Genomic DNA, 18,512 nt, shown 5'->3' on the forward strand with positions numbered 1-18,512 from the left:
ACAATGTCCGGGCCATTGGGCCGGACCAAGCGGGAAGAAGATTGACGCCATGCAGGTGAATGAAACCCTCTCCGAGGGATTGAAGCGCGAGTTCTCGGTCAACGTGCCGGCTGCCGACATCGAAGCCAAGGTCGATGCGCGCCTCGATGACATGAAGGGCAAGGTCAAGCTCAACGGCTTCCGCCCGGGCAAGGTTCCCGTCGGTCACCTGAAGCGTCTCTATGGTCGCTCGGTTGCCGCCGAGACCGTCGATGAATTGATCCGCGACACCAACACGCAGATCTTCACCGAGCGTGGCTTCAAGCTCGCTTCCGAGCCGAAGATCACCATGCCGACCGAGCAGAAGGAAGTCGAAGACATCCTGTCGGGCAAGTCGGACCTCAATTACACCGTCGCCATCGAAGTCGTGCCGCCGATCGCGCTCGCCGACTTCAAGAGCCTCACCGTCGAGAAGCCGGTGGCCGAAGTGACCGATGCGGACGTCGATGAAGCCATCAAGCGCGTCGCCGATCAGAATCGTTCGTTCACCGAGAAGACCGGCAAGGCCGAGTCGGGCGACCGCGTGACGGTCAACTTCAAGGGCACCATCGACGGCGTCGCCTTCGAGGGCGGCACCGGCGAGGAGATCCCGGTTGCGATCGGCTCCAACACCTTCATCCCGGGCTTCGAGGACCAGCTGATCGGCATCGCCGCCGGCGAGACCCGCACCCTCAAGGTGTCGTTCCCGGTCAACTATGCGAGCGAGACGCTGGCCGGTAAGGCCGCCGAGTTCGAGACCACCGCGGCCAAGGTGGAATCGCCGGTCGACACCGTGATCGACGACGAGTTCGCCAAGACCCTCGGCCTCGAGTCCCTCGACAAGCTGAAGGAAGCTGCACGCGAGCGTCTGGTTGCCGAATTCGCCGGTGCGACCCGCCAGCGCGTCAAGCGCCTGCTGCTCGACCGTCTCGACGAGACCCACAAATTCGATGCGCCTCCGTCGCTGGTCGACGAAGAGTTCAAGCTGATGTGGAATTCGATCCAGCAGGAGATGGCATCGTCGGGCAAGACCTTCGCCGACGAGGACACCACCGAAGAAGCCGCTCAGGAAGAGTACCGCAAGATCGCCGACCGCCGCGTGCGCCTCGGTCTCGTGCTCTCGGAGATCGGCGAGAAGAACAAGATCACCGTCAGCGATGACGAGGTCAGCCGTGCCGTGATCGAGCGCGCCCGTTCGATGCCGGGCCGCGAGAAGGAAGTGTGGGACTTTTACCGCAGCAATCCCAACGCGCTGGCCCAGCTTCGTGCACCGATCTACGAGGACAAGGTCGTCGACTTCATCCTCGAACTGGCCAATGTGACCGAGAAGAAGGTGTCCAAGGACGACCTCTACAAGGACGAGGACGAGAAGACTGCGGCCTGAGCCGCTTCTTCTTAGAAGACGTTAAAAGAAGCGCCGGCCGGGTCCTCCAGCCGGCGTTTTGACGTTAAGGATACCGCTCGAAACAGGTTCCAAAAGGGCTCCAGCGCTTTGCGGTGGCCGTCCGAATCGGCTTGAACTGAGGTTCAGGGTGGCGTGTGGACCGGTGGTCTTGTTGCCGCTCGATTGGTCCATATCTGTGGGCTCTGTTTGTTGTTCCTGCATCACGGGACGTTCGTCCTCTCCCGGCAAACCGTAACCGGTTCCAGTCTTGCCGATGGACGTGTGTCTCCTCCAACCTTTCGGGTGATCAATGCGCGATCCGGTAGAAACCTACATGAACCTCGTCCCGATGGTGGTCGAACAGACCAACCGCGGCGAACGGGCTTACGATATCTTTTCGCGCCTTCTGAAGGAGCGCATCATCTTCGTGACCGGTCCGGTCGAAGATGGCATGTCGACGCTGACCGTTGCTCAGCTTCTGTTTCTCGAAGCCGAGAATCCGAAGAAGGAAATCTCGATGTACATCAACTCGCCCGGTGGCGTGGTGACGTCGGGTCTGGCGATCTACGACACGATGCAGTTCATCCGTCCGCCGGTGTCGACGCTGTGCGTCGGTCAGGCCGCGTCGATGGGCTCGCTGTTGCTGACGGCTGGCGCAAAGGACATGCGCTTCGCGCTGCCGAACGCCCGCATCATGGTTCATCAGCCGTCAGGCGGCTTCCAGGGCCAGGCCACCGACATCCTGATCCATGCCAAGGAAGTCGAGAGCCTGAAGCGCCGGCTCAACGAGATCTATGTGAAGCACACGGGACGTGCTTACGAGGACATTCACAACGCGCTCGAGCGCGATAACTTCATGACGGCGGATCAGGCGAAGGATTTCGGGCTGATCGACAAGGTCATCGACAAGCGCGCTGAAGAATCGACCCCGGCGAAGCCGGCCTAAACGACGCCGTTTCGGCGAACATATCGAGACCGAGACAGACGGCGCCCGCGCCGCCTGTCCCAAGCCAGCCATATCGATCAAGTTATTCCCGAATTGGTACTATGTGCCGACGCCAGCAGACGCGAGAGTTCCGCTTTCGTGCTGGTCGGGTGGTGTCATTCACGCAACGTTCCCCAATTTTCGGGGTTCTCCCGCGCAAATGCCGCAAATCACGCTATTGTCACGCTCTAGGCGATGGAGCCAATTAGCGAATTCTTGATCATCGGCTGTCAGCATGGTTCGCTGATGCGGATCGGTTAGTATCGCGGGGATTCGAGTGAGCCGTGATTCGAGCGGCATTCTGGAACGAGGTCTTTTTTGGTACGGATTTTGCTCTATCTACGGGATATGTCCCGTAACTGGGCGACCGGCAGACAAAGATCGAACGGCGGACGGAGATAGGAATGAGTAAGGTCGGTACCAGCGACTCCAAGAACACGCTGTATTGTTCGTTCTGCGGCAAGAGCCAGCACGAAGTTCGCAAACTGATCGCGGGTCCTACCGTCTTCATCTGCGACGAATGCGTTGAACTCTGCATGGACATCATCCGCGAGGAGAACAAGTCCTCGCTGGTCAAGTCGCGCGACGGCATTCCGACGCCGAAGGAAATCTGCAAGGTGCTCGATGATTACGTCATCGGTCAGTTCCATGCGAAGAAGGTTCTCTCGGTCGCGGTGCATAACCACTACAAGCGCCTCAACCACCAGACCAAGCACAACGACGTCGAACTCGCGAAGTCGAACATCCTGCTGATCGGTCCGACCGGTTCGGGCAAGACGCTGCTCGCGCAGACGCTCGCCCGCATTCTGGATGTGCCGTTCACAATGGCCGATGCGACGACGCTGACCGAAGCCGGTTATGTCGGTGAGGACGTCGAGAACATCATCCTCAAGCTGCTGCAGGCGGCCGACTACAATGTCGAGCGTGCGCAGCGCGGCATCGTCTATATCGACGAAATCGACAAGATCTCGCGCAAATCGGACAATCCGTCGATCACCCGTGACGTGTCGGGTGAGGGCGTGCAGCAGGCTCTGCTGAAGATCATGGAAGGCACCGTTGCCTCCGTGCCTCCGCAGGGCGGCCGCAAGCATCCGCAGCAGGAATTCCTGCAGGTGGATACGACGAACATCTTGTTCATCTGCGGCGGTGCGTTCTCGGGCCTCGAGAAGATCATCTCGTCGCGCGGACGGACCACCTCGATCGGCTTCGCAGCGCAGGTTCTGGCGCCCGAAGATCGCCGCACTGGTGAAATCTTCCGACATGTCGAGCCGGAAGATCTGCTGAAGTACGGCTTGATCCCCGAATTCGTCGGCCGTCTGCCAGTGGTCGCGACACTCGAGGACCTCGACGAGACCTCGCTGAAGAAGATTCTGATCGAGCCGAAGAACGCGCTGGTCAAGCAGTACCAGCGCCTGTTCGAGATGGAGAACATCGAGCTGACCTTCGCCGACGAAGCGCTGGGTGCGGTGGCCCGCCGGGCTATCGAACGCAAGACAGGTGCACGTGGTCTGCGGTCGATCTTGGAGAGCATCCTGCTCGAAACCATGTTCGATCTGCCCGGTCTGGAAGGTGTTGAGGAAGTCGTCATCTCCAAGGAGGTTGTGGATGGGACGGCTCGCCCGCTCTACATCTACGCCGACCGTTCGGACCGGACGGCGGAGAGCAGCGCAAGCGCCTGATCGGCGCGGCTTTCGGGCCCATCGACTTAAGTTCAATAGGCGGCTGCCGGTGATCGGCAGCCGCCTATTTTATTGCTGCTACGCTCTGTAAACCGCCCTTGTTCATGGGTATTGCCGTGACTTGACACCCCCCCGGCCCATAGCCACCTAATGCTCTCGGCGAACACAAAATCTCCCTCAAGATTCGCCATAACGATCCGGACACGTAGAGCCTGAGACGGCCGAGCAAAGACGGAAAATCGGCACCTTGTGCGGTTGCGCCATCGGGCGGACTGCTTGCAAGGGGGCACAGCAAAAGGAATGGGCCATGACTGCCTCCAAACCCCGGCCAACCATTGTTCACGGCGAAAGCCACTCCTATCCGGTGTTGCCGCTGCGCGACATCGTCGTCTTCCCGCACATGATCGTGCCTCTCTTCGTCGGCCGCGAGAAATCGATCCGCGCGCTCGAAGAGGTGATGAAGAACGATGCGCTCATCATGCTCGCCACGCAGAAGAATGCGTCGGACGATGATCCATCGCCGGACTCGATTTACGAGATCGGTACGCTCGCCAGCGTGCTGCAGCTTTTGAAGCTTCCCGACGGCACCGTGAAGGTGTTGGTGGAAGGGCTCGAGCGCGCCAAGGTCGAGAAGTATTCCGATCGCACCGAATATTACGAAGCGACCGCAGTCGCGCTGGCCGATACCGATGCGAAGAGCGTCGAGGCGGAAGCTCTGTCGCGTTCGGTGGTCTCGGACTTCGAGAGCTATGTGAAGCTCAACAAGAAGATCTCCGCCGAAGTCGTCGGCGTCGTGCAGGCGATCACTGATTTCGCCAAGCTCGGCGACACCGTTGCGTCGCATCTCGCCGTCAAGATCGCGGATCGCCAGGGCATCCTGGAAACGCTGTCCGTCACAGCGCGCCTGGAGAAGGTGCTCGGCCTGATGGAGAGCGAGATCTCGGTGCTGCAGGTCGAGAAGCGCATCCGCTCGCGCGTCAAGCGCCAGATGGAGAAGACCCAGCGCGAGTACTATCTCAACGAGCAGATGAAGGCGATCCAAAAGGAGCTCGGCGACGACGAGGGTCGTGACGAGCTGGCCGACATCGAAGAGAAGATCGCCAAGACCAAGCTGTCGAAGGAAGCCCGCGAGAAGGCGCAGCACGAGCTGAAGAAGCTGCGCCAGATGTCGCCGATGTCCGCGGAAGCGACCGTCGTGCGCAACTATCTCGACTGGCTGCTGTCGATTCCGTGGGGCAAGAAGTCCAAGGTCAAGAAGGACCTCGCTGCGGCGCAGGCCGTGCTGGATGACGATCACTACGGGCTCGAGAAGGTGAAGGACCGTATCGTCGAGTATCTCGCGGTGCAGACGCGCGCCAACAAGCTGAGCGGGCCGATCCTGTGCCTCGTCGGACCTCCCGGCGTCGGCAAGACCTCGCTCGGCAAGTCGATCGCCAAGGCGACCGGACGTGAGTTCGTGCGCGTGTCGCTCGGCGGCGTGCGTGACGAGGCGGAGATCCGCGGACATCGCCGGACCTATATCGGTTCGATGCCCGGCAAGATCATCCAGTCGATGCGCAAGGCCAAGACGACGAATCCGCTCTTCCTGCTGGACGAGATCGACAAGATGGGCGCCGATTTCCGCGGCGATCCGTCGTCGGCTCTGCTTGAGGTCCTTGACCCCGAGCAGAACGGCACCTTTGCCGATCACTATCTGGAGGTCGACTACGATCTGTCGAACGTGATGTTCATCACCACGGCGAACACCCTGAATATTCCGGGCCCGCTGATGGATCGTATGGAGATCATCCGGATCGCCGGCTACACGGAGAACGAGAAGGTCGAGATCGCTCGCAAGCATCTCATTCCGATCGCGCTCTCGAAGCACGGTCTGGATGCCAAGGAATGGTCGATCGACGACGACGCCTTGCTCTTGATGATCCGCCGCTACACCCGCGAAGCGGGCGTGCGTAATCTGGAGCGCGAGCTCTCCACACTGGCCCGCAAGGCCGTGAAGGAGCTGATGCTCTCGAAGAAGAAGGTGGTGAAGGTCACCGAGAAGAATCTCGAAGAGTTCCTGGGCGTGCCCAAGTATCGCTACGGCGAGATCGAGAGCGACGATCAGGTCGGTGTCGTCACCGGTCTGGCATGGACGGATGTCGGTGGTGAATTGCTCACCATTGAAGGCGTCATGATGCCCGGCAAGGGCCGCATGACCGTCACCGGCAACCTGCGCGACGTGATGAAGGAATCGATCTCGGCGGCGGCGTCTTACGTTCGCTCGCGCGCGATCAACTTCGGGATCGAGCCGCCGCTGTTCGAGCGGCGCGACATCCACGTCCACGTGCCCGAGGGTGCAACGCCGAAGGACGGTCCGTCCGCAGGCGTGGCGATGGCGACGACGATCGTGTCCGTGCTCACGGGCATTCCGATCCGTCACGATGTCGCCATGACCGGCGAGATCACGCTGCGCGGCAGGATCCTGCCGATCGGTGGTCTGAAGGAGAAGTTGTTGGCAGCGGCCCGCGGCGGCATCAAGACGGTGCTGATCCCCGAGGACAATGCCAAGGATCTGACCGAGATCTCCGACGCTATCAAGGGCGGGCTGAATATCATCCCGGTCGCCCGGATGGACGAGGTGATCGCCAACGCCCTGGTGCGGGCGCCCAAGGCGATCGTCTGGGAAGAGGATACCAAGCTGCCGGTGAAGGCCGACGGCGCGGAAGAGGCCGGCAGCGGCCTGACGGCCCACTGAGGCTCGCATCCTCAATGACAATCAGCGGCGCCCTTCGGGGCGCCGTTTTTTTTATGGCAAGATCGCAGTTGCTTGAGATGTTCGGGGGACGGGACGATGCAGATCGACGGCCAATGCCACTGCGGCTTCATCAGCTATCGCGCGACGATCGATCCGCAGTGGGTGTCGATCTGTCACTGCACGGATTGCCAGATGCTGACGGGTTCGCCCTATCGCGTCACGGTACTGACGCCGGCCGACACGATCGAGATGACGGGCGGTGCGCCGAAGATCTATGTCAAGCGTGGCGACAACGGTCTCAACCGGCTGCAGCACTTTTGCGGGGACTGCGGCTCGCCGATATTCGCCAGTGGCGAGGAGGCGGAGGATAACGAGTGGGGGATTCGTTGGGGCAGTATCCGCCAGCGCGCCGAGCTGCCGCCACGACGTCAGATCTGGTGCCGGTCAGCCGCGTCCTGGATTCATGATCTGCGGAACTGCCAGCGCGGCCGAAGGGATCGAACGATCCATAGCGGCCCAGGGAGGTGGTGGTAGGCGGCGAGAGATTCGAACTCCCGACCCTCTCGGTGTAAACGAGATGCTCTAACCAGCTGAGCTAGCCGCCCTCGGGCAATCACCCTCACGGCCTCTCTTTAACGCCAGCACTCCGTCGCGGCAAGGCGTTCCCGCGCGGATATTCCGATCTCGCCCTCAGGTGTTTTGCCTAGCGCGCCGCCAGCACCTTGGCGAGTTGAACGCCTTCGTTCAGCAGCGCCATGCGCAGCAGATCATAGGTCGTCTCGGACCCGCATGCGTTCGCCAGCCGCAAAGCTTGCAGCATCGTGACAATTAGCTCGTCGGCGTCTTTGCCGCCCTGAATGACCTGGAACTGATTGGGGGACATCGGCATCAGGCAATCCGCCGGGATGTCTGAGGCAGTGCAAAGACGCTGTCTTTGATGGCGACACTCTTGCTGACGCGGGCGAGACACTTTTCGCTGACATGAAACAGCACGGCGATGGTGGCCTCGCCATCGATCATGGCTGGCAATCCCAGCGGCTCGATCTCCAGTCCGAAGCCCTGAAGAATCGGGATGCGCAAGGGATTGATGACCGAGGTGAAACCGGACAGGCCTTCCATCAGGCCATATTCCTGAATCGCGAGCAGCAGTTCGAAATAGTGATGGCTGCGGCGTTCGGATTTGCGCATGGCAAAGCGTGTCAGCTCGAACACATCGCGGCGCTGGATCAGCGCGCCATCGACAAGCTGCGCAAAATTCTCGCTGAGCATGTGAGGCAGTACGGTTGGATAGAGCCGGAAGCCGCCTGCGACAGTGCCTGCGTCATCGGCCGCGACCAAATAGACAGCAGCATCATCGTCATACTGGTCTTTCTCGTGCTCGCCATCGACATCAAAGGCGGTCCAGCCGCGCTCTCCGACAAAGACCTCGTGCCGTAACCGAAATTGCTTGTCCAGGAGATCGCCGAACTGCCCAGCATTACCGCTGTGAATGACCTCGATCATAAAAAGCTCTCCACGCTCGTCTGCGTGGAGGGTTCTCATGATGAGTTTGGTCGCGATATTCCGTGGGCAGGGGATTGACAATTCAGAAAGCGATCAGTCCTTGTGTGATCGCTTCGGCCACGGCCTGCGCGCGCGTATGCGCATTCAACTTGTGCATGGCAGCGGTGACAGTCTTGTTCACCGTATCCTCGGAGATACCGAGAATGACGCTCGTATCCCAGGCGGTCTTTCCGGCAGCGACCCAGCTGACGACCTCGCGCTCCCGCAAGGTGAGGGCGATCAACTTCGCACGCTGATGAGAGCGAAGCGTTGCAAAGCGGTTGAACGCATACATCGTGACGAGCTCGATGGCGCCGTGCGCGTCCTCGGTATTTTCGACTTCGTAGCCTGCCAGCGAGAGGCCGGCCTGATAGCCGTTCATGCCGTGCACCGGCGCGCAGAGGCCGAACTTCAATCCGTAATCGACAGACGCGATCTCCATGATGGTCCGTGATATCGGGCTGACCTCATCGAGCCGGATGTCGGACCAGGTGAACAGCTCGGGTTGCCGGCGGATCCGCGGCGCAACGGGATCCGAGGCATAGAAATTGGACGCGCTATATTGTTCGGCCCATGGCTTGGGCCATACTTTCAGCAACACGCGATCTTCGAACGGTTGGTTGACGCCGGTCGAGGCCAGAAAGCAGATGTGGTTGTAGCCGAACGATTTGGCCGTAGCGGCCACGACATCGCCAACCGCAGACATGGAGGCGGCATTGGCAATGCTTTCGATGGCCGACAACGCGGTCTGAAAATGCTTGCCTTTGAATGACCCCATGGCGCGCCTGCATATCAGCTGAAATGGAGCTATGTTTTTGGGAAATTATTCTTGTTATAATTTATAATATGTACTGGGGAGGATATCGTCGCCGTCACGGCGCGCAATTCGCCATTCGATTGACAGTACAACTATACACCGTTCCGTCACTGCCGGAACGCCCGTCCCTCGCTGCTTTGTGCCGCGAATGGTTCTTTGTTACCACTACGCCCTTTCTTCCCAGATCATCGCGAGATGCACGATGGTCTGCACGGCTTTTTCCATGTCCTGGACGCTGACCCATTCGGTACGGCCATGGAAGGCGTGTTCGCCGGCGAAGATATTGGGGCAGGGCAGGCCCATGAAGGACAGCCGCGATCCGTCGGTGCCGCCGCGGATGCTGCTGCGGACGGGTTTGAGCCCGGCGCGCTGGATCGCTTCCACGGCGTATTCGACCATCTGCGGATAGCGGTCGATCACCTGCTTCATGTTGCGGTATTGCTGCTTGATCTCGAGTGTCGCCGTCGAATGCGGATAGGCCGTCATCACGTCGTCGACGATGGATTGCAGCAGCGCTTCTTTCTCCGCGAGGCCGTCGTCGGTGAAGTCGCGCACTATGAGGCTGAGCGTCGCTTTTTCAAGCGCGCCTGAAATGCCGATCGGATGCAGGAAGCCTTGCTTGCCGTCGGTGGTCTCAGGCGAACAAGTGTCTTTCGGCAGTCGCTCGACGATTGCGGCGGCGATCTTGATGGCGTGCTCCATCTTGCCCTTGGCAAAGCCGGGATGCGTGCTGACGCCTTCGATGGTGATGACGGCACCGTCGGCCGAGAAAGTCTCGTCTTCGACATAGCCGGCGGTCTCGCCATCCATGGTGTAGGCGAAGTCGGCGCCCAGCTTTGTCAGGTCAACCTTGTCGACGCCGCGGCCGATCTCTTCATCGGGCGTGAACAGGATCTTGATGGTGCCGTGCCTGATCTGTGGATTGGCAACCAGGAAACGTGCCGCGTCCATGATCTCGGCAAGGCCGGCCTTGTTGTCGGCGCCCAGCAAAGTGGTGCCGTCGGTGGTGATGATGTCATGGCCGATCTGATCCTTCAGCGCCGGATTGTCGGCGACGCGGATGACCTGCGTTGTGTCCACCGGCAGCACGATATCGCCGCCCCGATAGTTCTTGACGATCTGCGGCTTGACGTCCTTGCCGCTGCAGTCGGGCGAGGTGTCCATATGCGAGCAGAAACATATCACCGGCACTTTCTTGTCCGATGTCGCGGGGATCGTCGCATAGACATAGCCATGCTCGTCGAGATGCGCGTCCCTGAGCCCCAGGTCCCGCAGCTCCTGCGCGAGCACGCGGCCGAGATCCTTCTGCTTTTCGGTCGATGGGCAGGTGGGGGAGGCGGGGTCGGACTGAGTGTCTATCACTACATAGCGCAGGAAGCACGCAGTCACGTCATGGGCGAAATCGAAGGGGGGAGTTGCTGTCAAAGGGCACCATCTGATTGCAGAAGTCCTGGCAGCTTAGAAGTTTCATTCCGGGCCGTCACGAGGACGCGGCCCGGAATGAGATCAGTTCAAGCGGTCGATCAGACGGCTTCCTTGAGTTCCTTGGCCGGCCGGAACGCGACCTTCTTGCTGGCCGCGATCTCGATCTGCTCGCCGGTCGCCGGGTTGCGACCCATGCGGGCGGCACGCTTGCGGACCTGAAGGATGCCAAGGCCGACGATGCGGATACGCTCGCCATTCTTGAGGTGGTTGGTGATGCGCTCCACCATGTCACCGAGGATTTCTTCGGCCTTCTTCTTCGACAGCTCGTGATCTTCAGCCAGGGCCGCGGCGAGATGCTTCAGCGTGATGGTGGGAGGAGTGGCCGCTTTCGCGGCGGTGGTGGTTGCAGCTTTTGCCATGAATCTGGCCCTTCTCGTTGGTGGTCTGTCTTAAACCTGTGACGCAGCAGGGCTTAAACGATTCGGAGCGATGCCGCCCCGCTGTTTTGCCTGCAAACAGGGGCTTATTTGCATTTCCGGCCTTAAAACGGCCTTCTCGCAAAGCCTGCAGCGACGCTCTCTTGTGATGTCCCCCGGAATGGTTCTGCAACGTCCTTGACTTCAAAAGGACGTCCCTTTATGTCCAGCCCCACTGCGGGATTGCAGACGATCCACGCGGGAGTAGCTCAGTTGGTTAGAGCGCTGCCCTGTCACGGCAGAGGTCGCGGGTTCGAGTCCCGTCTCTCGCGCCATTCCATCGGGAATGGTGGGATTCAGGTCCATCCGCGGTCGTCCCCACAAATTTCCTCAAGAGAACTATAGAGTTGTAGACGTCTCGCGCGGCATTTGACGTGCCAGCGCTCAGAACGAATCTGCGAGCGCGATTTCCTGCTTCAGCGCCTCGATTCGCCGCGCGGCTTCAGCGCGCGTCAGGTCCTTTTCGAATTGTTTGGGCTGATAGGCCTCGATCGCCAGCGATTTCAGCGTCAGCGCTTGGCCGCGAGTCATCGGCCCGGAGAGGCGATCCGGCAGGCTCTCATACGACGATACCGATGCGGCAATCGCGGGGACGACGATCTCACCGCGGGTCTTCAAAGCCAGGGCCTTCAAAGCAAGGGTCATGGGAACCTCCAAAAATCCGATCTGGGTCGAAACAATGGCTTGTCATTTTGTTCTCTTTTTGTTCTATATCGCAAATGACCAAGCTCGCCAACCTGAATTTCAGAATCGCCCGGCTGCGCTACCAGATGAAAGGGGTGCAGTCGGATATCCGGTTGTTGACCAATGCCGGGCTGGACTGTGCCAATGCCGCCATGCGCCTGCAGCGGATGCAGGCCGATCTGCTGGCGCTCATTGCGGAGCGCGAGGTGCTAGCATGTCCGGCGTGAGCGAGCCGCCGCAACTCAGGATCATCACATTGCGGGCGCAGATCGCCGAGCTCGGCGCGGCGATCCGCCTGTTGCGACAGGCGGGCATGGACAACGCCGCCGCGGAGTTGCTGCTGGTACGGAAACGCGCCGAACTGGATGGCATGTTGTGGCAGGGAAGGAACGTCAGGTCCGACCCGCCGACGGGCGAGGTTTGACGGTCCCGGCGGTTGAGAAGTCATGCCGGATTTTTGAGAATCTGCGGGAGGTTTGTCGCAGCCAGCGATGCATCGGCAAGGTTGCGTTTCAATCGTCGCGCCGCGCATGGCAGAGCATGAAACTGTCAACATCCCTTGTCTTGCATGGCTTGTTGCGCTGCGCTAAGCCTCAGAACCATTCCAATGTTCGAATCTGTGGCAAAGTCAGGGCCGCAGGAGTAAGGCTCGCCGATGAACGGCATCTTGCATAATTATCTCCCACTTGTGGTCTTTATCGGCATCGCATCCGTCATCGGTCTGGCCTTGCTGATCGCGCCATTTCTCGTCGCCTACCAGCAGCCAGATCCGGAAAAGCTGTCCGCCTATGAATGCGGATTCAACGCTTTTGACGATGCGCGCATGAAGTTCGATGTGCGGTTCTATCTGGTGGCGATTCTCTTCATCATCTTCGATCTGGAAGTCGCCTTTCTGTTTCCGTGGGCAGTGGCCTTCGGCAAGCTTGGCGCAACCGGCTTCTGGTCGATGATCGTGTTTCTTGGCGTGCTCACCATCGGTTTCGCCTACGAATGGAAGAAAGGCGCGCTCGAATGGGATTGAGCCCAGTCATAGCCTCGGCTCCCGCGATCGCGCAGGCGCCGAAAGGCATCATCGATCCGTCCACCGGCAAGCCGGTCGGCGCGAACGATCCGTATTTTCTCGAGGTCAATGCCGAGCTGTCCGACAAGGGCTTCTTCGTCGCCGCGACCGACGATCTGATCACCTGGGCGCGCACCGGCTCGCTGATGTGGATGACCTTCGGTCTCGCCTGCTGCGCGGTCGAGATGATGCAGGTGTCGATGCCGCGTTACGACGTCGAACGCTTCGGCTTCGCGCCGCGCGCCTCGCCGCGTCAGTCCGACGTGATGATCGTCGCCGGCACGCTGACCAACAAGATGGCCCCGGCGCTGCGCAAGGTCTATGACCAGATGCCGGAGCCGCGTTACGTCATCTCGATGGGCTCCTGCGCCAATGGCGGCGGCTACTATCACTACTCGTATTCGGTGGTTCGGGGCTGCGACCGTATCGTGCCGATCGACATCTATGTCCCGGGCTGCCCGCCCACCGCAGAAGCGCTTCTCTACGGCGTGCTGCTGCTGCAGAAGAAGATCCGCCGCACCGGCACGATTGAACGCTAAGACTCGCGAACGCTTAAGGCTTTGTCATGGACGATGTGAGGCTCGACACACTGGGTCAGACGATTGTCGGCGCCCTGCCGGGTGCCGCGCTCGCGCATGAGGTGGCGTTCGGCCAGCTGACGATTGCGGTGGAAACATCGAAGATCGTCGAGGTCGTGCAGTTCCTGCGTGACGATCCGCGCTGCCGCTTCGTCAACTTCACCGATGCGACGGCGGTCGATTACCCCGGCCGCGAAAAGCGCTTCGACGTCGTCTATCACCTGATGTCGCCGACGCTGAACACCCGCATCCGTCTGAAAGGTCTGGCATCCGAAACAACTCAGGTGCCGTCGATCATTTCGGTGTTTCCCGGTGCTGACTGGTTCGAGCGCGAAGCCTATGACCTCTATGGCGTGATCTTTGTCGGGCATCACGACATGCGCCGTCTGCTGACCGATTACGGTTTCGACGGCCATCCGCTGCGCAAGGACTTCCCGCTCACCGGTTTCGTCGAGGTTCGCTACGACGACCAGGAGAAGCGGGTGGTGTACGAGCCGGTCCGGCTCAATCAGGAATTCCGCAAATTCGATTTCCTCTCGCCCTGGGAAGGCGCGGATTATCCCGTGCTGCCGGGTGACGAGAAGGCAGAGGTCAAGCCATGACCGAACAACCCAACGTTCGCAATTTCACGATCAACTTCGGACCGCAGCATCCGGCCGCGCACGGCGTGCTCCGCCTTGTGCTGGAGCTCGACGGCGAAGTCGTCGAGCGCGTCGATCCGCATATCGGCCTGCTTCACCGCGGCACCGAGAAGCTGATCGAGCAGAAGACCTATCTGCAGGCGATCCCGTATTTCGACCGGCTCGATTACGTCGCGCCGATGAACCAGGAACACGCATTCTGTCTGGCCGCCGAAAAGCTGCTCGGCGTCACCGTGCCGCGCCGCGGCCAGTTGATCCGCGTGCTGTATTCCGAAATCGGCCGCATCCTGTCGCATCTTCTCAACATCACCACGCAGGCGATGGACGTCGGCGCGCTGACCCCGCCGCTGTGGGGCTTCGAAGAGCGCGAAAAACTGATGGTGTTCTATGAGCGCGCCTCGGGCTCGCGCATGCATGCCGCGTTCTTCCGCATCGGCGGCGTACATCAGGACCTGCCGCCCAAGCTGATCAACGATATCGATGCCTGGTGCGATGCCTTCCCGCAGGTGCTCGACGATCTCGAAACGCTGCTCACCGGCAATCGTATTTTCAAACAGCGTAACGTCGATATCGGCGTGGTGTCGCTGGAAGACGCCTGGAAGTGGGGCTTCTCCGGCGTGATGGTGCGCGGCTCGGGCGCTGCATGGGATTTGCGCAAGTCGCAGCCTTATGAATGCTACGCCGAAATGGACTTCGACGTTCCGATCGGCAAGAACGGTGACTGCTACGATCGTTACTGTATTCGTGTCGAAGAGATGCGACAGTCGACCAAGATCATGAAGCAGTGCATAGCCAAGATGCGCGCGCCGGACGGGCAGGGCGCCGTTGCGGTCGAAGACAACAAGATTTTCCCGCCGCGTCGCGGCGAGATGAAGCGTTCGATGGAATCGCTGATCCATCACTTCAAGCTCTACACCGAAGGTTTTCGTGTGCCGGAAGGCGAAGTCTATGCTGCCGTCGAAGCGCCGAAGGGCGAGTTCGGCGTCTATCTCGTCTCCGACGGCAGCAACAAGCCGTACAAGTGCAAGATCCGCGCGCCGGGCTTTGCGCATCTGCAGGCCATGGACTTCATGTGCCGCGGCCATCTGCTTGCCGACGTCTCCGCCATTCTCGGTTCGCTCGACATCGTGTTCGGAGAGGTCGATCGGTGACGCTGACGCCTCCCATACAGTTTGACCGGGCGTCCGGCGTTCTCCAGAGCGTGAATCTCTGGGAACGTGCGATGGCCTGTGCGCTGGTGGTTGGCTCGAAGATCTCATCTTCGTTCTCGCATCGCGGCTACAACATGTGCGCCAATCTGATGCGCAGGACGGTGCTGCCGGCGCGCGATCTCGTGGTGAAGCTGAATGCGGATGCGCTGTTCGCGTTCCCATTCGGCGATGGCTACTGGAGCAAGTTGCTCAACCGCACCTTCTCCTATGAAGACGAGCTTGAGGTGTTGTTCCGGAACTCGATCGATGTCGATTACACGCTGCTCGATTGCGGCGCGAATTACGGATACTGGTCGGTGCTGGTGTCGAGCGGACCGTTCGGCTCGCACAAGGCGATCGCCATCGAGCCGTCGTTCGACAATTTCGCCAAACTTGCCACTAACGCCAGGATCAATGGTGACCGGTTCGACGTCATCAAATGCGCGATTGGCTCGCAGCGCGGCACGGCGCATCTGTCGGGCACCAAGCACGAAGCCTTCAGCATCGCCGGCGATCCCAATGCCGGCGGCGAGGAAGTGCCGGTGATCTCGCTCGACAATCTGCTCGACGACGGCAAGGTGTCGATGTCGGGCAAATATCTGATCAAGCTCGACGTCGAAGGCGTCGAGATCGAGGCCATCAAGGGCGGCGCACGATTGCTGCAGGGCGACTCGGTCATCATGTGCGAAGAGCACGGCAATGACCCGCATCACACCGTCTCACGCTTTATTCTGGATCAAACGCCGCTCAAGCTGATCGTGCATGATCCCGCCACCAACCGTTTCGAAACCGTGACCGAGTTGTCGATCCTCGATCGCATCAAGGTGTCCACACATGTTGGCTACAACGTGTTTGGCACATCGAGTGCGTTCTGGCTCGACCGCATCAGCAGCCTGAATGCGAGCGCGGCGCGCCGCACTCATTGAGAGACTAGACATGTCCGTCCGCCGTTTGGCTCCGAAAGAAGTTCAGCCCGCTTCGTTTAAATTCACGCCCGAGAATCTGGCGTGGGCGAAAGAGCAGATCACGCATTATCCGCCCGGCCGTCAGGCATCAGCCGTGATCGCGATCCTGTGGCGCGCACAGGAGCAACAAGCCGGCTGGGTCTCGGAAGCCGCGATCCGCGTCGTCGCCGACATGCTGGAAATGCCCTATATCCGCGTGCTCGAAGTCGCGACCTTCTATACCCAGTTCCAGCTGCAGCCGGTCGGCAAGAAGGCGCATATCCAGGTCTGCGGTACCACGCCTTGCATGCTGCGCGGCGCCGGCGATCTGATCGACGTCTGTCAGCATCGCATCCATCACGACCCGTTCCATCTGTCCGCAGATGGCGACTTCAGCTGGGAAGAGGTCGAGTGTCTCGGCGCCTGCGTCAACGCCCCGATGGCGATGATCTGGAGCGACACTTACGAAGATCTCACCAAAGAGAGCATGAACAAGCTGATCGACGGTTTCGCTGCCGGCACGCCGCCGAAGCCGGGTTCGCAGATCGGCCGTCAGTTTGCTGCGCCCGAAGGCGGCGCGCGCGTGATGACGAGTGGTGGTGCCGCCAGTTACACCAAGGTTCTGGATATGCCGAAGGAACCCGCGCTCGCCGATGCCGAGCCGAAGAAGCAGACCGAGTCGGCCAATGTGCAGGAGCGCCCGGCGCCGAAGCCGCCGGCGGCCGACGCGACCAAGACCAATCCGCCGAAGGGTGGCGCTTCTAAGGAGCCGAAGACTCCCAAGGAGCCGAAGAAATGACGCGCGTGCTGTCGATGAAATTTGCAACGCTGTCGGGGGACGCGGCAATGAACAAGTGGCTCTACATCGCACTGCATACGATGGTCGCAGCTGCGTTCATTTTCTCGCTGCAGCGCTTCTTTTTGAACGCCACGCTTGAATCCAGTCTGTTGTGGGCCGTTGTGTTCGGCGGTTGCGCCGCGATGCTCGCCTACAAGCAATCCAATCGCTGATCGAGGAAGCCATGCTCGACGACAACGACCGCATCTTCCGCAATCTCTACGGCCTCGACGACTGGGGCCTCGCCGGCGCACGCCGCCGCGGCGGCTGGGATGGCACCAAGGCCATCATCGACAAGGGCCGCGACTGGATCGTCAACGAGATGAAGGCGTCCGGCCTGCGTGGCCGCGGCGGTGCAGGTTTCCCGACCGGCATGAAGTGGTCCTTCATGCCCAAGGACAATGCCGACGGTCGCCCGAGCTATCTCGTCGTCAATGCTGACGAGTCCGAGCCCGGCACCTGCAAGGACCGCGAGATCATGCGGCACGATCCGCATACGCTGGTCGAAGGCTGTCTGATCGCCGGCTGCGCCATGGGCGCTCATGTCGGCTACATCTATGTGCGCGGTGAATTCATTCGCGAACGCGAACATCTGCAGGCGGCGATCGATCAAGCCTATGAGGCCAATCTGATCGGCAAGAACAACATTCACGGCTTCCCGTTCGACCTTTACGTCGCGCACGGCGCCGGCGCCTATATCTGCGGCGAAGAGACGGCGCTGCTCGAAAGCCTCGAAGGCAAGAAGGGCCAGCCGCGCCTGAAGCCGCCATTCCCGGCGAATGTCGGTCTCTACGGCTGCCCGACCACGGTGAACAACGTCGAGTCGATCGCTGTTGCGCCGGATATCCTGCGCCGCGGCGCGGCATGGTTCGCCAGCATCGGTCGTCCGAACAATGTCGGCACCAAGCTTTACGGCATCTCCGGCCACGTCAACACGCCCTGCGTCGTTGAAGACGCGATGAGCATTCCGTTCAAGGAGCTCATTGAGAAGCATGGCGGCGGCATTCGCGGCGGTTGGGACAATCTGCTGGCAATCATCCCGGGCGGCGCATCGTGCCCGTTGATCCCGGCTGCGGATTGCGAAGAACTCATCATGGATTTCGACGGCACCCGCGCGGTGAAGTCGTCGTTCGGCACCGCCGGCGTCATCGTCATGGACAAGTCCACCGACGTCGTCGCGGCGATTGCCCGCATCAGCTACTTCTTCAAGCATGAGAGCTGCGGCCAGTGCACGCCGTGCCGCGAAGGCACCGGCTGGATGTGGCGCGTGCTGAGCCGCATGGTCGAAGGCCGCGCCCACAAGCGCGAGATCGACATGCTGCTCGAAGTCACCAAGCAGGTTGAAGGCCACACCATCTGCGCGCTCGGCGATGCCGCCGCGTGGCCGGTGCAGGGCCTGATCCGCGCCTTCCGCCCGGAGATCGAACGCCGCATCGAAGAGTTCAGCCGCAAGGCGACGCTCGACGATCAGGGCATCCTCGATCCCGCGCATCTGGTCGCGGCGGAGTAGGGCGCAT

20 protein-coding genes, 2 tRNA genes and 1 pseudogene are annotated in these 18,512 nt (G+C 60.6%); 16 read left to right on the forward strand and 7 right to left on the reverse strand.

Annotated features, from left to right (window positions below):
* Positions 1-49 precede the first annotated feature (49 nt).
* From tig to AB7828_RS04035, 5 genes and pseudogenes are all read left to right on the forward strand, one after another.
* Entirely contained in the window at positions 50-1,402 is a 1,353-nt protein-coding gene (gene tig, locus AB7828_RS04015) for a trigger factor (protein WP_441229468.1), read from the forward strand.
* A 310-nt stretch (positions 1,403-1,712) separates the two neighbouring features.
* Positions 1,713-2,348 (forward strand): ATP-dependent Clp protease proteolytic subunit, encoded by a 636-nt coding sequence (locus tag AB7828_RS04020; protein WP_089264576.1) that lies wholly within the window; start codon positions 1,713-1,715, stop codon positions 2,346-2,348.
* A 443-nt stretch (positions 2,349-2,791) separates the two neighbouring features.
* The gene (gene clpX, locus AB7828_RS04025) at positions 2,792-4,066 is read left to right on the forward strand and encodes an ATP-dependent Clp protease ATP-binding subunit ClpX (RefSeq protein WP_089264575.1); all 1,275 of its coding nucleotides are present in this window, start codon (positions 2,792-2,794) and stop codon (positions 4,064-4,066) included.
* A 307-nt stretch (positions 4,067-4,373) separates the two neighbouring features.
* Positions 4,374-6,800 (forward strand): endopeptidase La, encoded by a 2,427-nt coding sequence (gene lon / locus AB7828_RS04030; RefSeq protein ID WP_093758782.1) that lies wholly within the window; start codon positions 4,374-4,376, stop codon positions 6,798-6,800.
* A 96-nt stretch (positions 6,801-6,896) separates the two neighbouring features.
* Positions 6,897-7,312, forward strand: a pseudogene (locus tag AB7828_RS04035) (GFA family protein).
* Positions 7,313-7,328: 16 nt separating this feature from the next.
* On the opposite strand, the gene AB7828_RS04040 reads toward AB7828_RS04035, so the two are convergent.
* The 6 genes from AB7828_RS04040 to AB7828_RS04065 all read right to left on the reverse strand — a co-directional run bounded on the left by AB7828_RS04040 (position 7,329) and on the right by AB7828_RS04065 (position 11,003).
* Positions 7,329-7,405 (reverse strand) — tRNA-Val (locus AB7828_RS04040).
* Positions 7,406-7,503: 98 nt separating this feature from the next.
* On the reverse strand, positions 7,504-7,689 hold the full coding sequence (locus tag AB7828_RS04045; RefSeq protein ID WP_315841841.1) for a hypothetical protein: 186 nt from the start codon (positions 7,687-7,689) through the stop codon (positions 7,504-7,506).
* The gene (locus AB7828_RS04050; RefSeq protein WP_158596803.1) at positions 7,689-8,303 is read right to left on the reverse strand and encodes an acyl-homoserine-lactone synthase; all 615 of its coding nucleotides are present in this window, start codon (positions 8,301-8,303) and stop codon (positions 7,689-7,691) included. The genes AB7828_RS04045 and AB7828_RS04050 overlap by 1 nt, the downstream gene beginning before the upstream one ends.
* Positions 8,304-8,385: 82 nt before the next feature.
* Positions 8,386-9,120, reverse strand: coding sequence for a helix-turn-helix transcriptional regulator (locus AB7828_RS04055; protein WP_089264570.1), 735 nt, complete (start codon positions 9,118-9,120; stop codon positions 8,386-8,388).
* Between the two features lie 204 nt (positions 9,121-9,324).
* The gene (pepT, locus tag AB7828_RS04060; protein WP_441229469.1) at positions 9,325-10,584 is read right to left on the reverse strand and encodes a peptidase T; all 1,260 of its coding nucleotides are present in this window, start codon (positions 10,582-10,584) and stop codon (positions 9,325-9,327) included.
* A 98-nt stretch (positions 10,585-10,682) separates the two neighbouring features.
* On the reverse strand, positions 10,683-11,003 hold the full coding sequence (locus tag AB7828_RS04065; RefSeq protein WP_068730898.1) for an HU family DNA-binding protein: 321 nt from the start codon (positions 11,001-11,003) through the stop codon (positions 10,683-10,685).
* Positions 11,004-11,258: 255 nt separating this feature from the next.
* Here AB7828_RS04065 and AB7828_RS04070 point away from each other — a divergent pair.
* Positions 11,259-11,335, forward strand: a tRNA-Asp gene (locus AB7828_RS04070).
* Positions 11,336-11,444: 109 nt separating this feature from the next.
* Here AB7828_RS04070 and AB7828_RS04075 read toward each other — a convergent pair.
* Entirely contained in the window at positions 11,445-11,705 is a 261-nt protein-coding gene (locus AB7828_RS04075) for a DUF3072 domain-containing protein (protein WP_441229470.1), read from the reverse strand.
* 74 nt (positions 11,706-11,779) lie between these two features.
* Here AB7828_RS04075 and AB7828_RS04080 point away from each other — a divergent pair, with 74 nt between their 5' ends.
* The 10 genes from AB7828_RS04080 (at position 11,780) to nuoF (ending at position 18,505) form a co-directional block, all read left to right on the forward strand.
* Positions 11,780-11,971, forward strand: coding sequence for a hypothetical protein (locus AB7828_RS04080; RefSeq protein WP_175367099.1), 192 nt, complete (start codon positions 11,780-11,782; stop codon positions 11,969-11,971).
* Positions 11,959-12,168: a hypothetical protein gene (locus AB7828_RS04085; RefSeq protein WP_089264565.1), complete on the forward strand. Its 210-nt coding sequence runs from the start codon at positions 11,959-11,961 to the stop codon at positions 12,166-12,168. Before AB7828_RS04080 ends, AB7828_RS04085 begins: the two co-directional genes overlap by 13 nt.
* Positions 12,169-12,399: 231 nt before the next feature.
* On the forward strand, positions 12,400-12,765 hold the full coding sequence (locus AB7828_RS04090) for an NADH-quinone oxidoreductase subunit A (RefSeq protein WP_068730894.1): 366 nt from the start codon (positions 12,400-12,402) through the stop codon (positions 12,763-12,765).
* Positions 12,756-13,343 (forward strand): NuoB/complex I 20 kDa subunit family protein, encoded by a 588-nt coding sequence (locus AB7828_RS04095; RefSeq protein ID WP_089264564.1) that lies wholly within the window; start codon positions 12,756-12,758, stop codon positions 13,341-13,343. Before AB7828_RS04090 ends, AB7828_RS04095 begins: the two co-directional genes overlap by 10 nt.
* Before the next feature lie 26 nt (positions 13,344-13,369).
* Positions 13,370-13,984, forward strand: coding sequence for an NADH-quinone oxidoreductase subunit C (locus AB7828_RS04100; protein ID WP_441229471.1), 615 nt, complete (start codon positions 13,370-13,372; stop codon positions 13,982-13,984).
* Positions 13,981-15,174 carry an NADH-quinone oxidoreductase subunit D gene (locus AB7828_RS04105; protein WP_089264562.1) on the forward strand — a complete coding sequence of 398 codons (1,194 nt, stop codon included), beginning with the start codon at positions 13,981-13,983 and terminating at the stop codon, positions 15,172-15,174. Before AB7828_RS04100 ends, AB7828_RS04105 begins: the two co-directional genes overlap by 4 nt.
* The gene (locus tag AB7828_RS04110) at positions 15,171-16,139 is read left to right on the forward strand and encodes an FkbM family methyltransferase (RefSeq protein WP_439058212.1); all 969 of its coding nucleotides are present in this window, start codon (positions 15,171-15,173) and stop codon (positions 16,137-16,139) included. Before AB7828_RS04105 ends, AB7828_RS04110 begins: the two co-directional genes overlap by 4 nt.
* Positions 16,140-16,149: 10 nt before the next feature.
* Complete coding sequence (gene nuoE / locus AB7828_RS04115) at positions 16,150-16,956, forward strand: NADH-quinone oxidoreductase subunit NuoE (RefSeq protein ID WP_439058213.1); 807 nt, start codon at positions 16,150-16,152, stop codon at positions 16,954-16,956.
* The gene (locus AB7828_RS04120) at positions 16,953-17,168 is read left to right on the forward strand and encodes a hypothetical protein (protein WP_089264560.1); all 216 of its coding nucleotides are present in this window, start codon (positions 16,953-16,955) and stop codon (positions 17,166-17,168) included. Before nuoE ends, AB7828_RS04120 begins: the two co-directional genes overlap by 4 nt.
* An 11-nt stretch (positions 17,169-17,179) precedes the next feature.
* The gene (gene nuoF / locus AB7828_RS04125; RefSeq protein WP_439058214.1) at positions 17,180-18,505 is read left to right on the forward strand and encodes an NADH-quinone oxidoreductase subunit NuoF; all 1,326 of its coding nucleotides are present in this window, start codon (positions 17,180-17,182) and stop codon (positions 18,503-18,505) included.
* Positions 18,506-18,512: the final 7 nt, after the last annotated feature.

This window comes from Tardiphaga sp. 215_C5_N2_1 (assembly GCF_052076055.1).
GTDB lineage: Bacteria > Pseudomonadota > Alphaproteobacteria > Rhizobiales > Xanthobacteraceae > Tardiphaga > Tardiphaga robiniae.